Source organism: Flavobacterium sp. ov086, assembly GCF_900187965.1.
GTDB lineage: Bacteria > Bacteroidota > Bacteroidia > Flavobacteriales > Flavobacteriaceae > Flavobacterium.
Genome location: NZ_FZNL01000004.1, coordinates 119,875 through 136,846 on the forward strand (window position 1 = coordinate 119,875; position 16,972 = coordinate 136,846).

The window sequence follows — 16,972 nt, forward strand, 5'->3', positions numbered from 1 at the left end:
TCTAATTTTAGGCAACAAATAAAAAACAAAAAACAAATGAACTATATTTCAATAAAAGACATCAACTCATTATCAAAATGGGTGAAAAGTGCGTTGAAAATCAAAAAGAACCCACTTAAAAATCAAGACCTAGGGAAAAATAAAACTCTGGGAATGTTATTCTTCAATCCAAGTTTAAGAACGCGTTTGAGTACTCAAAAAGCAGCTATAAACTTAGGAATGAATGTTATGGTAATGAATTTTACCAACGAAGGCTGGACATTAGAATTCGAAGACGGAGCCATTATGGATTCCGGTGCTTCAGAGCATATTAAAGAAGCTGCAGAAGTAGTTTCTCAATATTGTGATATTATTGCAATCCGTGCTTTTGCAGGTTTGGTTGACAAAGAAAAAGACTATGCCGAAACGGTAATTTCAGGATTCTTGAAACATGCAACTGTGCCAATAGTGAATATGGAAAGTGCTGTTCGTCATCCAATGCAGTCTTTGGCAGACGCTATTACGATGGAAGAATACAAAACGAAACACAAACCAAAAGTGGTTTTATCTTGGGCACCACATCCAAAAGCTTTACCACAAGCAGTTGCAAATTCATTCGTAGAAATGATGCAAATGCAAAAAGATATGGATTTTGTAATCACACATCCCGAAGGGTATGAACTGAGTCCTGAAATTACAAAAGATTGTAAAATCGAATACGATCAAAACAAAGCTTTCGAAAATGCCGATTTTGTGTATGTAAAAAACTGGAGTAACTTCAACGATTACGGAAAAGTTACCAATATAGATCCAAATTGGACAGTTACAGCCGAAAAAATGGCGTTAACCAACAACGGAAAATTTATGCATTGCCTTCCGGTTCGTCGTAATGTAATTGTAAGCGATGAAGTTATTGACAGCGAAAATTCAATCGTAATTCAACAAGCAAATAACAGAACGTATTCAGCACAGTTAGTTTTACAAAAGATTCTTAAGAAGTTATAAATAAAGGTGCAAAGGTACAAAGTTGCAAAGGTTCAGAGGTTTTTACAAACTGAATCTAAACTTTGTTCCTTTATTCCTCTGAACCTTTGTCCCTCATGAAAAAAGTTAAAGTAATAAAAATTGGTGGAAACATAATCGATAATCCAACAGAATTAGAACAATTCTTAACCGACTTTTCTAAGATTGAAGGTTATAAAGTTTTGGTTCACGGTGGTGGAAAATCGGCTACAAAAATGGCTCAGAGTATTGGTTTAGTTCCTCAAATGATTGAAGGACGCCGAATTACAGATGCTCCAATGCTTGACGTTGTGGTGATGATTTACGCCGGACAAATCAATAAAGATATTGTGGCACAATTGCAGGCAAAAAATAACAATGCAATGGGATTTTCCGGAGCTGATGGAAATTTGATTCAATCAACAAAACGAAATCACGCAACAATAGATTACGGTTTTGTGGGCGATGTAAAACAAGTTAATACATCATTATTAAAAACTTTGCTTGAAGCTGGAATTGTTCCTGTTTTTTGCGCCATTACGCACGACAAAAACGGACAACTTTTAAATACAAATGCCGATACCATTGCAAGTGAATTATCAATTGCATTGTCTGAAGTTTTTGATGTTACACTAACATATTGTTTTGAAAAACAAGGCGTTTTGCAAGATTCAGAAGATGATTCATCTGTAATTACTCAAATAAACGAAGAGTTGTACAACAAACTAAAAGCCGAAAAAGTAATCCATTCCGGAATGATTCCGAAATTGGATAATTGTTTTAATAGTTTATCTCGCGGTGTTCAAAAAATCAAAATCGGACATCACAAAATGTTGCAGAACCCAGACGTTTTACATACAACGATTACATTATAAAAATATATACCACGAATTACACAAATTTTTACGAATTAAAATTTAAAAAAATTAGCAAAAATTTGTGTAATTCGTGGCAAAAAAAGATAACTGCGGAAGTTATTTTAAATATTAATTTAAGAAATTTGCGCAAATTAGAATTGTCACAAAATTGAGTAATAGAATTCATTAGAAAACTTTGTGACTTTGAGCCTTCGTGGCAGAGAACCTACACCTATGAAAAATATAGAAACGCTTACCCAGGAAGCAATTAGTTTATTAAAGAATTTGATTGAAACACCTTCATTTTCAAGTGAAGAAGATCAAACGGCACTTTTAATAGAAAATTGGTTCAATCAAAACGAGATTCCTTTTAAAAGAGAAAACAATAATGTGTGGGCTTTCAATAAGTATTTCGACGAAAATAAACCGACACTTTTACTAAATTCACACCACGATACTGTAAAACCAAATCAAGCCTATACAAACGATCCGTTTAAAGCCATTGAAAAAGATAGCAAATTATTCGGATTAGGAAGCAATGATGCCGGAGGATGTTTAGTTTCGTTATTGGCGACGTTTGTTCATTTTTATGAGAATCAAAACCTGTCTCATAATATTGTAATTGTGGCTTCCGCCGAAGAAGAAAGCAGCGGAAAAAACGGTTTAAACAGTGTTTTACAACATCTACCGGAGTTAGATTGTGCGATTGTTGGCGAACCAACTTTAATGCAATTGGCTGTGGCTGAGAAGGGTTTGTTAGTTCTTGACGTAAAAGTAAAAGGAACTGCAAGTCACGCCGCACATCAAAACGATGATAATTCATTGTACAAATCAATTCCGGTAATGGAATGGTTTAAAAACTATAAATTCGATAAAATCTCAGATGTTTTAGGTCCCGTAAAAATGACCGTAACACAAATCAGTGCCGGAAAACAGCATAATGTTGTGCCGTCAGAATGTGATTTAGTTGTAGATATTCGTGTAACAGATCGTTATTCAAATACAGAGATTCTTGAAGTCGTAAAAGCAAATGTAAATGCCGAAGTAACACCAAGATCAATGCATTTAAATGCATCGTCTATTCCGGTTGCGCACGGTTTAGTACAAGCCGGAATCGCTTTAGGAAGAACAACTTATGGCTCGCCAACACTTTCAGATCAATCTGTTTTGAGTTGTCAGTCTTTAAAATTAGGACCAGGAGAAACGCTGCGGTCACATTCAGCAGATGAATTTATTTTTATTAACGAAATCGAAGAGGGAGTCGACTTGTATATCAAAATACTAACAGATTTCTTTAAATTATAAGGAAAGAAAAACTGCCACGAATTCACGAATTTGTATTTTCAAAGATTATCAAAAATAATTCGTGAATTCGTGGCGAAATTAAACGTAAAGATTGGAAAGATCTAAAGATCCAAAAATCTAAGAAGTCTAAAAATCTAAAATCTAAGAAGTCTAAAAATATCACCTATGAAACTTTGGGAAAAAGGAATTGCAACAGACAAACAAATCGAACATTTCACCGTTGGAAACGATCGTGAACTAGATTTGGTTCTGGCAAAATATGATGCTTTAGGTTCAATCGCACATGCCAAAATGCTTGGGCAAATTGGTTTATTGACTCCGGAAGAAACAACTTCTTTAGTGGATGCATTAAACGAAATTATTGCAGATGTTGTAATAGGAAATTTCGAAATCGAAGACAGTTTTGAAGACGTACATTCCAAAATAGAATATTTATTGACCGTAAAACTTGGCGATGCCGGAAAGAAAATCCACACAGCACGTTCTCGTAACGATCAGGTTTTAGTAGATGTTCACTTATATTTAAAAGACGAATTAAAAGCGATAAAAGAACAAGTGAAAACATTGTTCGACTTGTTAATGGAATCGGCAGAAAAGCACCAAAATGTTTTATTGCCGGGTTATACACATTTACAAATCGCCATGCCATCGTCATTCGGGATGTGGTTTTCAGCTTACGCCGAAAGCTTAATTGATGATATTACGATGTTAAATGCAGCTTTAAAGATTGTGGATCAAAATCCGTTAGGATCTGCGGCAGGTTACGGAAGTTCTTTTCCAATCAATAGAACATTTACCACTCAGGAATTAGGTTTTGAAACTTTAAAATTCAATGCCGTTGCAGCACAAATGAGCCGTGGAAAAGCGGAGAAAACAGTAGCATTTGCCATGAGCAGCGTTGCAGCAACGTTATCAAAGTTTGCAATGGATGTTTGTTTGTATATGAGTCAAAACTTTGATTTTATCAGTTTGCCGGCACATCTTACAACAGGTTCGAGTATTATGCCACACAAGAAAAACCCTGATGTATTTGAATTAATTAGAGGAAAATGCAACAAGATTCAGGCGCTTCCATACGAAATCACTTTGATCACTAATAATTTACCAAGCGGTTATCACAGAGACTTACAGCTTTTAAAAGAAGGTTTGTTTCCTGCACTTCAAAACTTAAAAGCATGTCTGGATATTGCGATTTTCTCTGTAAAAGATATTACAGTAAAAGACAATATTTTAAAAGATAAAAAATACGATTATCTGTTTACCGTAGATACTTTAAACGAAATGGTTGTTGCCGGAATGCCATTTAGAGATGCATACAAAGCCGTTGCGGAACAATTGGAAGCAGGAACGTATCAATCTCCAAAAGAAACAAAACACACACACGAAGGCAGTATCAATAATTTATGTCTAAATGCAATCAAAGAGAAGATGAAAGAAGCTTATTAATTTGTGAAAAGTGAAAATTGAGATGTTAATTGTGAAATGAAAAACGATTACTATTCATAAAAAAAAACAAAATCCCGAATCAAAGATTCGGGATTTTGTTTTTTTAAGTAAAATCTAAAATCTAAAATCTAAAATCTAAAATCTAAAATCTAAAATCTAAAATCTAAAATCTAAAATCTAAAATCTAAAATCTAAAATCTAAAATCTAAAATCTAGCATTTTACAATAATCATCTTACAAATAAAATTAGATTAGTTAATCAAAAACACTATTTTTGATTTGAACTTTTATTAAGTAACTATGAATAAGTTTGATGACCAAGCCACTAAAGCGCTTCTGGATAAAAACCTGATAACCGAAAATCAGTATCAGGAAATCAGTTCCTATCGTAATCTGAATATCTTCTCGCTAAATGCAGAATTGAAATTATTTCTCTATTTATCGGTTTTGTTGTTTACATCCGGAATCGGAATTTTGATTTACAAAAACATTGACAGTATTGGCCATATTGCGATCCTTTCGTTATTATTGATCGTTATTGGAGTTTGTTTTTATTATTGCTTTAAAAATGCAAAAGGTTTCCAAAAATCGGAAACTACTTTTGAACATCCAGTTTTAGAATATTTAGTTTTGGCGGCCAATATTCTAACCTGTATTTTCATAGGTTATCTGCAATTTCAATACAAACCCTTTGGAACACATTACGGATTGGCAACTTTAATTCCAACATTGGTCAGTTTCTTTTGCGCTTATTATTTCGATAATAAAAGTGTTCTAACGATTGCTATTACTGGTTTGGCAGCGTATGTTGGGCTTTCGGTAACACCTCAGGATTTACTAAATAATAGTAATTTTTATGCAGACCAAACTTTAAGTTATTCTGCAATAATGCTTGGAGTTTTACTTATTCTATGGACAGTTTACAGCACCAGAATTCAGTTAAAAACGCACTTTACTATTATTTATCTAACATTTGCTTTGCACATTATAAGCATTGCATCGATCAGTAGTCTGGTTGATTATTATAGTGATAGTATTTGGGTGATTTTTGCTTTTGTTCTGGCAGGTTCGTCTTATTATTTTTATCAAGTTAGTCATAATCTCAAGGCGATTTCGCTATATGTTTTTATGATTGTCTATGCTTATATTGGTTTTAATATATTCTTGTTTAGAGTTTTTGAACATATTGACTTTGGTGATGTCTGGATGTTATTTATTATTATGTTACCTGTCTATTTTATAGGCTCAATAGTATTATTTATTAAACTTATTAAAAACTTCAATAAAGAAATTGCCAAATGATAGTACACAATAAACAATTTTTAGATGATTTGGCTTTACTGGATGAAGCAAATTCTTTGCAAAGCGCAGGTTTTATAAGCAAAGAACAAAAAGATTTAATTAAAAAACAATTGTCTGATTTTAAAGGGAGCAGTAATATTTTGGTACGATTAGGATTCTTTTTATTGGGATCATTTTTGTATTTATCAATATGCGGTGCAATTTCGTTATTTGGTTTAAGTGGTGAGAATTTTTTCTTTAAAATTTGCTGTTACATCTTTGCTGCAGTTGGTTTTACAGGAGCCGAATTATTAGCCAATCAAAAATATCATAGTCACGGTTTAGATGATGCCTTTTGTTTGGGAGCACTTTTGAATTTAGGAATTGCCATCGGAATTTCTACAGATGGGTATGAATTAGTCATCGCCGTTTTCGTAGCAATAGCTTCGTTTGTATTGTATAGAAGATATTTGCACTTACTTTCGCTGCTGGTTTTCTGTTTAGCTTCTACAGCCATTTTATTTTACGGATTGTTTGAGTTTGGCGCTATCGGAAAAACTATTTTGCCATTTGTAGCCATGATATTTGCTGCGGTATTTTACTTTTTTACTAAAAAAACGATTAATAATCTTAAGGAAAGTTATTACTACAATGGGCTTTTGTTGTCGAATAGTTTCTGCTTGATATTGTTTTATCTTTCCTGTAATTATTTGGTTGTTAGAGAACTTTCAGTAGAGCTTTTAGGAAATGAAGTACTTCCTGGACAAGATATTCCGTTTGCGATTTTCTTTTATGCTTTTACGCTAATTGTTCCGATTGTTTATTTGGTTCAAGCCTTAAAAACGAAGGATAGAATTATGCTTTGGATAAGCTTTTTAGCCATCGGATTTTCTATCTATACCATTCGATTCTATTACTCGGTTTTACCAATAGAAGTTGCCTTAACACTAGGCGGATTAGTTTTATTCGTAATAGCGTATTTTTCAATTAAAAGACTAAAAGACAACGAAATCGGATTGACTTTTAAACCAGATAGAATCAATAATTCGAATTCTATTTTAAATGCCGAAGCTTTAATTGTTGCTTCAACATTTGGTTTAAAACCAGAAGTAAAATCAGAATCTCCAATGGATTTTGGAGGAGGAGGATTTAGTGGAGGAGGTTCAGAAGGGACTTTCTAGTGAATTGTTAATTGTTAATGATTGATTATTAATTATAAAAATAGAAAAGTGAGATGTAAATTAAATATTTAAATCTCACTTTTTATATTAAAAGCATTTAGAATTAAGAGCTTAACTTAATCTTTCTTAATATCTTAATGGTAAAAACTTTAATGTTTAAACTTTTTCTTTTAAAGCTACAGCATCAATATCGCTGTGAGAAACATCGTAAATAGCTTTTCCGTTTTTGATTAAAATAAGTTGTGGTGACTCGTGATAAACGCTGAATTTATTTGCAATTTCATTTGAAACTTCTCTATTTGCAATTAAATCTAAAAAATAAGCATCAACAGTTTCGTTCAAATCGTATTCACGTTCAAATTGTTTCAAAGCCATACGGCTAATACTACATCTTGTGCTGTGTTTAAAAATGACAACCGGTTTTGCATTTGAGATAGCTTCAATTTCCATTAATTGTGCTATATCGGTTAATTCTATCCAATTTACATTACTTTTTGGAGCATCTGCATTCTCTGAATTTCCGAAGATTGAATTAAAAAAACTCATATTTTGGCGTATTTTATGACTTTTTGACGTTGAAAATTGGTTAAAAACCGATTTTAAGCGCCATTTTGTCTGTGTTTTTAGTGTGGAATATAATTTGAAAGATCTGATGCAAAGTTATATCATTTAAAGTTAAAAATTTAATTCAATAAATTGTAATTTTAAGGGTACCGAAATTTATAAGTAAAATCAATCATAAATCACAGACATATGAACATAAATAAATTTACAATTAAGTCGCAGGAAGCCATTCAGCTATCACAGCAATTGGCCCAACGCAACGGACAACAACAAATAGAAAACGAACACATTTTTAAGGCTATTTTTGAAGTAGACGAAAATGTTGCGCCGTTTATTTTGAAAAAACTAAATGTAAATGTTCCGTTGTTTTTACAAATATTAGACAGCACAATTCAGAGTTTTCCAAAAGTTTCAGGAGGAGAGATATTACTTTCAAGAGAAGCAAATAAAACACTGAATGAAGCAGAGATTATTGCTCAAAAAATGAATGATGAATATGTTTCTATCGAACATTTAATTTTGGCAATTTTTGATTCAAAAAGCAAAGTTTCACAAATTTTAAAAGATCAGGGAGTTACCGGAAAAGGGCTTAAAGCCGCTATTGAAGAACTTAGAAAAGGAGAAAGAGTAACATCAGCTTCAGCTGAAGAAACTTATAATTCACTAAATAAATACGCTAAAAATCTAAATGAATTAGCACGTACAGGAAAACTCGATCCGGTTATTGGCCGTGACGAAGAAATCCGTCGTGTGTTGCAGATTTTGACCCGTAGAACCAAGAATAACCCAATGTTAGTAGGAGAACCGGGAGTTGGTAAAACAGCAATTGCCGAAGGTTTAGCACATAGAATTGTTGATGGTGACGTGCCTGAAAACTTAAAAGATAAAATCGTTTTCTCATTGGATATGGGAGCACTTATTGCGGGTGCAAAGTATAAAGGAGAATTTGAAGAACGTTTAAAATCGGTGGTAAAAGAGGTTACAGCTGCCGAGGGTGATATCGTTTTGTTTATCGATGAGATTCATACACTTGTAGGCGCTGGTGGAGGAGAAGGTGCAATGGATGCGGCTAATATTTTAAAACCTGCTTTGGCTCGTGGTGAGTTGAGAGCTATTGGAGCAACGACTTTAGATGAATATCAAAAATATTTTGAGAAGGATAAAGCCTTAGAACGTCGTTTCCAAAAGGTATTAATTGATGAACCGGACACCGAAAGTGCGATTTCGATTTTACGTGGAATCAAGGAGAAATACGAAACACATCATAAAGTTCAAATTAAAGATGAAGCAATTATTGCAGCAGTCGAACTTTCGCAACGTTATATTACGAATCGTTTTTTACCGGATAAAGCCATTGATTTAATGGACGAAGCTGCTTCTAAACTGCGCATGGAAATCAATTCAAAACCAGAAGAGTTAGATGTTTTGGATCGTAAAATCATGCAGCTGGAAATTGAGATAGAAGCCATTAAACGTGAAAAAGAAGAAAGTAAGCTGAAAATTTTGGGCATGGATTTGGCGAATCTGAAAGAAGAACGCAACGTAATTTATGTAAAATGGAAATCTGAAAAAGATATTGTTGACGGAATTCAGTCCGTAAAACAAGAAATTGAAGATTTTAAATACGAGGCAGAGCGTGCAGAACGTGATGGTGATTACGGAAAAGTAGCCGAAATACGTTACGGAAAAATCAAAGAAGCGCAAGAACGTCTGGATGTTTTGCAAAAGCAATTGCAAGAATTTCAATCAGGTCATTCTTTGATTAAAGAAGAAGTAACACGCGAAGATATTGCTGAAGTGGTTGCAAAATGGACAGGAATTCCTGTGATGAAAATGCTTCAGACCGAAAGAGAAAAACTGCTACATCTTGAAGACGAATTGCACAAACGTGTTGTAGGTCAGGAAGAAGCGATTGAGGCTGTGAGTGATGCCGTTCGCAGAAGCCGCGCCGGTTTGCAGGATATGAAAAAACCAGTTGGGACCTTCTTATTTTTAGGAACAACCGGAGTTGGTAAAACAGAGTTGGCAAAAGCCCTGGCAGAATATCTTTTTGATGATGAAAACGCCATGACGCGTATCGATATGAGTGAGTACCAGGAACGTCACAGTGTGAGCCGTTTGGTTGGTGCGCCTCCGGGATATGTGGGTTATGACGAAGGTGGTCAATTGACAGAAGCCGTTCGTAGAAAACCGTATTCTGTAATTCTGTTAGACGAGATCGAAAAAGCGCATCCGGATACTTTCAATATTTTATTGCAAGTGCTTGATGAAGGTCGTTTGACAGATAACAAAGGACGTTTGGCTGATTTTAAAAACACAATTATTATCATGACATCCAATATGGGAAGTCAGATTATACAAGAGAAATTCGAGAACTTAAAAGGAGGTATAGAAGCTGCTACTGAGGCTGCAAAAGTTGAAGTTTTAGGATTGCTGAAACAAACCGTTCGTCCGGAATTTATAAACCGTATTGATGAGATTGTGATGTTTACGCCTTTAACAGTCAATAATATCTCTAGAATTGTGAGTTTACAGCTTAAGAGCGTTACAAAAATGTTGGCATTACAAGGCATTACAATGGATGCTACGCCAGAAGCTATTAAGTATTTATCAGACAAAGGTTATGATCCGCAATTTGGAGCAAGACCAGTAAAACGTGTGATTCAAAGAGAAGTATTGAATCAATTGTCGAAAGAAATTTTGGCAGGAAACATCACAACTGACAGCATTATTTTAATAGATGCTTTTGACGGGCAATTGGTTTTTAGAAATCAAACCCATATCGAAAAATAATTTACGTAGAGATGCACAGCAGTGCGTCTTAGTCTAAGATACAAAGGTTCTGAGGGACAGAGGTTCAAAGGTTTTAACGTAGAGATGCACAGCAGTATATTTTTAACATTTTAATAAGACACCATTCGCAGCGGCGAGTGGTGTTTTTTGTTTAGAATGAAAATTAAAATTTGAAAATAATATAAGTTTTTTCGAAAGTAATATAAAATAATTCCGAACAAAGTTTTGATCTTTACAATAATGATTTAAAATTCAATTCAAAAGAAAAATAATCTAAATCAAAATAAGATGAACAATATTTTTAGAGGATTAATAGCGGGTTACGGTGCTAAAAAATTAGGCGGCGGATGTTTTAGTACCATTTTAGTTTTTATAATTATATGGGTACTTCTAGGCCAATGTCACTAAATTTTAACTAGAAAAATCAACAAAAAAGTCTTAGATTAGCACCAATAAACAACCAGACTTGTGGATTAAATTGGGTTCTCAAAACCAGTGAAGTACATAGTTTTTAAAAATAAAAAGAGTATAATGGCATCAGGTTTTTTCGTACTATTAGACGATATCGCAGCAATTATGGATGATGTTGCAGTAATGAGTAAAGTTGCAGCAAAAAAAACAGCAGGTATTTTAGGAGATGATTTAGCAGTAAATGCTGAGAAAGCTTCAGGATTTGCTTCATCAAGAGAATTACCGGTATTATGGGCAATCAGCAAAGGTTCACTTCTTAACAAAGTAATCATTTTACCGATCGCTTTTTTATTAAGTGCATTTTTTCCTATTGCTATTATCGTAGTTTTAGTTTTGGGAGGATTGTTTTTGGCCTACGAGGGAGCTGAAAAAATATACGAGTTTGTATTTCCTCATTCTCATGAAGAATCAGAAGGAATAACCGAAGAAAACTTTACTGAAGAACAAATTCTTGAAATGGAAAAAGGAAAAATAAAATCAGCCATAGTAACCGATTTTATTCTTTCTGTTGAAATCGTAATCATCGCTTTGAGTACCGTAGTTGGTAAACCTATTTCACAGCAAATTATAGTAGTTTCTATTATTGCAGTCATCGCAACTATTGGTGTTTACGGTATTGTAGCATTAATTGTTCGTATGGACGAAGCAGGTTATAAACTTATTAAGTTTAGTAAAAAGGAGAAAAGTATAGCGAAATTTATTGGTAATATTTTGGTAAAAGCACTTCCGCTAATTATAAAAAGTTTGACCGTAATTGGTACAATAGCTTTACTATTAGTTGCCGGAGGTATTTTTGTGCATCATATTCCATTTTTCCATCATTTATCACTTAAAATTAATCTCCCAGATATTATAAAAGAATTTGTAGTTGGTTTAGCCTTAGGACTTGTGGTTTTGGTTATAGTAAATTTAATAAAAAAAATAATTCCCAAAAAAGCTGTTAAAGCATAAATCTAAACGATATTAAAAATGTAAAACACCATTCGCCGCGGCGAATGGTGTTTTTTTTTTGGAGCAAAATAATCATTTTCAAAAGACCTACAGTCCCATTATCCACCATATTTTTTTTCGCAAAAGCTCAAAAAAAAGATGCCGTTTCTACCCGGGGCCATGCCAGAAATTTTAGTTTTTTATAAGAAATAACGGTGGTTGCGTAATTTTTTTTAATTGATTAAAATATTGATTTATAGTTGATTAATGCTTTTGGTGAGTTTTTTAACATTTGTGTGAAGCAACCAAAGCAACACATTTGCATCTTCATAGTAATTAACAATTAATTATAATTTTATATGAAAAATTTTAAACTTAAATCAGTTTTAGTAGTATTATTTTTAGGAACAGTATTAATTTCATGCAGTAATGACGATGATAAACCGACTCCTCCGGTTACGAATACAAAAATTTCTTTTGCATCGGCAGTTACAGGACCAGCAACAGGAAAAGTAAATGATGAATTAAGTTATGAAGTAACTTATACTCCTGATACTGCTTGTGGCGTATTCAGTAAATTTGCAGAAGTATCAATTGGAGCTGCAAAAGGATTTGGAGTAGAAGTAAAATATCCATCAGACGTTTGTACACTACAAACACCACAACCTCAAAAAGCAGTTTACAAATATAAAGCTACTGCAAAAGGAACTTTCGAATTTAAATTCCAAAAATCAGCAACTGAATTCATAATTCAGAAAGTGGTTATTGATTAAATTCTAAGTTGATAATTTAGGATAGGAACCATTTTATAAATGTTTGATTCTGGTATAAAGGAATGAAATATTTGTAAAATGGTTTTCTTTTTTAGTTTTAGAGTTTTTAATAAAAAAAACAGGAAGAGTAACAAGATAATCTCCCAATCCCTATAGCTATCGGGAGTAAGAGTGCAACGTTTTATTTTTTTTGCGACTTCGAGACTTTGCGGGCATATTTCGTAAGAGTAAAAAAAGTCCAAGGTTTTTGCGCTTAATGACAAGTAATTTCTGGCCTTTGTCATTCCTTTAAAAATTACTATTTTTGCACTCTAAATTTTATGTCATGCCGAAAAGAAAATATAAAATCGCCGTTATTCAGTTAAATCTAAATGATGTTGCCGAAAATAATCTTAAAAAATGTACTAGTTGGGTAAAAGACGCTGCCAATAAAGGGGCTGAAGTTATCTTACTTCCTGAATTATATAGCAGTCATTATTTTTGTCAAAGTGAAGATGTGGATAATTTTGCATTAGCAGAACCACTTTACAGTACTTCGTTTATTGCTTTTAGCGCTTTGGCAAAAGAATTAGGAGTAGTAATTATTGTTCCTTTCTTCGAGAAAAGAATGGCAGGAATCTACCATAATAGTGCTTATATTATTGATACTGACGGAACAGAAGCTGGTTTATACCGTAAAATGCATATTCCGGACGATCCACATTTCTATGAGAAATTCTATTTTACTCCGGGAGATTTAGGTTTTCAGGCAATTGAAACTAAAAAAGGAAAAATTGGAACACTTATTTGTTGGGATCAATGGTATCCGGAAGCAGCTCGTATCACCGCTTTAAAAGGTGCTGAAGTATTGTTTTACCCAACAGCAATTGGTTGGCATCCAAAAGAAAAAGAGCAATATGGTGAAAACCAATACGGCGCATGGATGAACGTTATGAAAGGTCACGCTGTAGCAAATGGAGTTTTTGTTGCTGCTGCAAACAGAATTGGTTTAGAAAAATATATTGAAGGAACAGAGGGAATTCAGTTTTGGGGAGCTTCGTTTATCGCGGGACCACAAGGTGAAATATTAGCTCAGGCTTCACATGATCAGGAAGAAATTTTAATTGCCGAAGTTGATTTGGATTTACAGGAAAATGTACGTCAGAACTGGCCATTTTTCAGAGACAGAAGAATTGATGCTTTTGGAGATATTACAAAAAGAGCAATAGACTAATTTCTGATTAGAATAAAAATAAAAAGGCTGCTTCAATTATTTGAAGCAGCCTTTTTTAATAGTATGGTATTATTTACTTTACTTGGAAAGTAACTCTTCTCACGATTTGACGAGCTTCTTTAGATTTTTTATTCACAGAAGTGTCTTCACCATTAGCAATTACATTCAATCTCGAAGCATCAATTCCGGCATTAGTTGCAACTTTTTTCACAGCCTCAGCTCTTTTTCTTGATAATTCGGTATTATAACTAGAATTTCCAATTTCGTCAGCATAACCTATGATATCTGCAGATTTACCAGGATTGTTTTTCAAGTATTTCACTAAGAAGTCAACACCGGATAACGAAGCATTTGTTGGTTTTGAAGAGTTAAAATCGAAGTAAACGTTTACATATCCACCGTTAATCAATTCTTCTACAGTATTATTTGTTGCGGTTTCGCTGCCTTTTTTAGAATAAGTTTTATCTAAATAACTTTCTAATTCATCCGGTACACCATTTTGATTGTTATCAATAGATTGACCTTTTGTATTAACAGCAACTCCTGAAACTGTATTTGGCTCTAAATCATATAGATCAGCAACACCGTCTTTATCAGTATCAATAAGATTAGTTTCAATTGTAGTAACTCTGTCTTTCAATTTATTTAATCTTTCATTATCCTCAGAATACCAGTCAGCGTGTTTCTCATTTTTACCTAAGTAGAAAGTCAAACCAACAGAAGCATTTACTAATACTCCTTCTAAAGAGCTATAGGCAGGAGTTCCATGTCCATCAAAGTTATGGTTTTGTCTTCCGTTAATAATTCCCGTTAAATCTCCGGTTAAAGCAACTCTATTGCTTAGTCTTACTTGCCCTGTTAGTCCCATGATTCCATGAGCCATATAATCTTTTCCGTCAAAACCATCATCATTGCTTAATTGCGAAACTCCAAATCCACCATGCGCTAATAAACCGAAAGTGTTTGTCCATGTCTCAAAGTTCAAAGCTCTTCCAAGGTTAACAACCCCTTGCAAACTTGCTCTGTAATATTTGCTGTCGAAGTTAGGAGTATCACTACGTTCCTGAAGTTGATCGTAACCAACATCCAGTTTCAATCCAAATTTAGGGTTAAACATATATCTCACACCTAAGTCTGTGTGAAAAAGGCCAAGGGTTTCTGATGAATAACCCGGGGTCATTGCTCGCACTGGTTTATTTACACCACCATTTAATTCAACAGACCATTTATTATAAGCAGGTTGATCAACTGAAGGTTGATTTGTAGTTGTAGCCATATTTTGTGCATTTGCTGCAAATGCTAGTAGTACAAGAGATACGGAAGCTAATTTCTTTTTCATGATATCAAAAATTTAAGTTGGTTTTTATTTTAAACTCATGACAAAATTATGAGACACGTTTTAGATTGTGTTCTATTTGCTCTTACATAATTCCCATCTTTTGGCTTTTAATTATGTAAATTAGTTAAAATAAGGCTGGTAAATGATAAAAAAAAAGGGTAAAACTTATGTTTTACCCTTTTTTGAATTTATGAATGTGAAAATTATTTTAAATCCGGTTGATAGATTTTTATAGTTCCGTCGCCTTCGCTGCTTACAACTAATAAGCTTCTTTTTGTTGGACTTTTAGAAGCTGGGATAAAAAGAACGCCTTCTGGAGCATCACCTGTTTTTACAGTTTGAAGATATTGCGGAGAAGCGGGATTAGTTACGTCATAAGTCATAAAAGCATCAGATCTTTCTAAACCAACAAACAAAATATTTTGAGTTCCCATTTTAACAGCAACCACAGCTTCAGGCTCAGAACCCTTATCATCACTGCGTTTGTCATCATAAGTTCCTAATTCTTGTGTTTTTTTATCTACATCATTTTTACTGTCGTAAACGATTTTTCCAGTGTTTCCATTCCAGATAGAAAAAGAACGAGCGCCAAAAGCTACCATCTCGTCCAGGTCTCCATCACCGTCAGTATCTCCCATATCAGTAACAAGATTTAGTCTTCCTAAGTTTGGTTCTAATTTTAAAGTTGCAGCATTAGGAAAAACTGTTGCATCCAGCGTCATGTCTTTCATTCTTTTTATATCTGAGTAAGCTGCATATTCTCTTGCATCACCTTCATTTGCAGTAACAAAATAAGGAATACTATTTGCAGTAAAATGACTAATGCCGTCAGGCATAAACATTCCTTTTACTTTCCATGGATTAAAAGCAATTTTATCATCTTTATCACTTACATCAATTGCATTGTCTGCCGTATTGAAATCTTTAAAACCTAAAGGATAAATTGCAGTAATAGTTTTAGAAGTCAAATCTACTTTTGCAACACCATTATTTTCCTGCAAAGTAACCCAAGCAGTTTTAGAATCATCAGAGATTGTTACATATTCAGGCTCAATGTCCTGAGCAAAGCTTTTTGCAAATTTCGAAATTCTAAAGCCTTCTTTTTGCAAAGCAACAGCCTGACCGCTAAGAGAAGCAAAATTTAAAGTAGTAACCGCATAATTATTTGTTATCTCTATAATAGAAATAGTTCCTTCCGGATCTTGCGAGTAATCCGTATTTGGTTCCCCTTCGTTAGCTGTCATAATGTATTTTCCGTCAGGCGAAAAAGTTATCATATCTGGCAATGCCCCAACGGTAATTTGTTTAATTAAGCTTAAATCAGAAGTATTAAAAACAACTACTTTTCCATTTCCTTGTTTGTTAACCGTTGATTCTAATGCCACGGCAAGTTTTCCGTCAAAAACAGAAACACTATTTGAAGCACCTTCATATGACGTCAAATCTATTTTACCAATTTTAGTTGGTTTTGTAGGATCAGTCAAATCAATTACATCGATTTGGTTTGTCCCACTATTATTTACTGTAAAAAGTTTTTTTGTTTTTTCGTCATAAGCCGAAATTTCTGCTGCGCCTTCACCACCAATTGTTATGGAGCCAATTTCTTTAAAAGTTGCAGGATTTTCATTTATAGCAACTTCAGGAGTTTCGGGTTTTGCATTTTCATCGTTATTACAGCTCGTCATGATAATTGCAGCTGTTAATAATGAGATACTTAGTTTTTTCATTTTAGTTTTTTTAGTTTTGCCAAATTTAATTCGCAGAACTTCGCTGTATATTAAGCTTTCATTATTTAATCTTTAACTTAATTTTTATCAGAAATTTTAGCTTAATTCCAA

General features: G+C 33.6%; 13 protein-coding genes. 10 read left to right on the forward strand and 3 right to left on the reverse strand.

The window, feature by feature from the left end:
* The first annotated feature begins 36 nt into the window (after positions 1-36).
* The 6 genes from CHB81_RS06060 (at position 37) to CHB81_RS06085 (ending at position 7,051) form a co-directional block, all read left to right on the forward strand.
* On the forward strand, positions 37-984 hold the full coding sequence (locus CHB81_RS06060; RefSeq protein ID WP_089350997.1) for an N-acetylornithine carbamoyltransferase: 948 nt from the start codon (positions 37-39) through the stop codon (positions 982-984).
* Positions 985-1,079: 95 nt separating this feature from the next.
* Complete coding sequence (gene argB, locus CHB81_RS06065; RefSeq protein ID WP_089350998.1) at positions 1,080-1,856, forward strand: acetylglutamate kinase; 777 nt, start codon at positions 1,080-1,082, stop codon at positions 1,854-1,856.
* Between the two features lie 216 nt (positions 1,857-2,072).
* Entirely contained in the window at positions 2,073-3,143 is a 1,071-nt protein-coding gene (locus CHB81_RS06070) for a M20 family metallo-hydrolase (protein WP_089350999.1), read from the forward strand.
* Between the two features lie 165 nt (positions 3,144-3,308).
* Positions 3,309-4,589, forward strand: a complete 1,281-nt coding sequence (gene argH / locus CHB81_RS06075; RefSeq protein WP_089351000.1) for an argininosuccinate lyase — start codon at positions 3,309-3,311, stop codon at positions 4,587-4,589.
* 300 nt (positions 4,590-4,889) lie between these two features.
* Positions 4,890-5,891, forward strand: a complete 1,002-nt coding sequence (locus CHB81_RS06080) for a DUF2157 domain-containing protein (protein ID WP_089351001.1) — start codon at positions 4,890-4,892, stop codon at positions 5,889-5,891.
* Positions 5,888-7,051, forward strand: coding sequence for a hypothetical protein (locus CHB81_RS06085; protein WP_089351002.1), 1,164 nt, complete (start codon positions 5,888-5,890; stop codon positions 7,049-7,051). The genes CHB81_RS06080 and CHB81_RS06085 overlap by 4 nt, the downstream gene beginning before the upstream one ends.
* Before the next feature lie 156 nt (positions 7,052-7,207).
* On the opposite strand, the gene ytxJ is transcribed toward CHB81_RS06085, so the two are convergent.
* The gene (gene ytxJ, locus CHB81_RS06090; protein WP_089351003.1) at positions 7,208-7,597 is read right to left on the reverse strand and encodes a bacillithiol system redox-active protein YtxJ; all 390 of its coding nucleotides are present in this window, start codon (positions 7,595-7,597) and stop codon (positions 7,208-7,210) included.
* 207 nt (positions 7,598-7,804) lie between these two features.
* Between ytxJ and clpB the strand changes: the two genes are divergently transcribed.
* The 4 genes from clpB to CHB81_RS06110 all read left to right on the forward strand — a co-directional run bounded on the left by clpB (position 7,805) and on the right by CHB81_RS06110 (position 13,795).
* The gene (gene clpB / locus CHB81_RS06095; protein ID WP_089351004.1) at positions 7,805-10,408 is read left to right on the forward strand and encodes an ATP-dependent chaperone ClpB; all 2,604 of its coding nucleotides are present in this window, start codon (positions 7,805-7,807) and stop codon (positions 10,406-10,408) included.
* A gap of 531 nt (positions 10,409-10,939) precedes the next feature.
* Positions 10,940-11,830: a DUF808 domain-containing protein gene (locus tag CHB81_RS06100; RefSeq protein WP_089351005.1), complete on the forward strand. Its 891-nt coding sequence runs from the start codon at positions 10,940-10,942 to the stop codon at positions 11,828-11,830.
* 338 nt (positions 11,831-12,168) lie between these two features.
* Positions 12,169-12,582, forward strand: a complete 414-nt coding sequence (locus tag CHB81_RS06105; protein ID WP_089351006.1) for a hypothetical protein — start codon at positions 12,169-12,171, stop codon at positions 12,580-12,582.
* A gap of 325 nt (positions 12,583-12,907) precedes the next feature.
* Entirely contained in the window at positions 12,908-13,795 is an 888-nt protein-coding gene (locus CHB81_RS06110) for a carbon-nitrogen hydrolase (RefSeq protein WP_089351007.1), read from the forward strand.
* A 73-nt stretch (positions 13,796-13,868) separates the two neighbouring features.
* Here the strand turns inward: CHB81_RS06110 and CHB81_RS06115 are convergent, their stop codons facing one another.
* Together CHB81_RS06115 and CHB81_RS06120 are read right to left on the reverse strand one after the other, a co-directional pair.
* Positions 13,869-15,134, reverse strand: coding sequence for an OmpA family protein (locus tag CHB81_RS06115; RefSeq protein ID WP_089351008.1), 1,266 nt, complete (start codon positions 15,132-15,134; stop codon positions 13,869-13,871).
* Between the two features lie 203 nt (positions 15,135-15,337).
* Positions 15,338-16,861 (reverse strand): choice-of-anchor I family protein, encoded by a 1,524-nt coding sequence (locus CHB81_RS06120; protein WP_089351009.1) that lies wholly within the window; start codon positions 16,859-16,861, stop codon positions 15,338-15,340.
* Positions 16,862-16,972 lie beyond the last annotated feature (111 nt).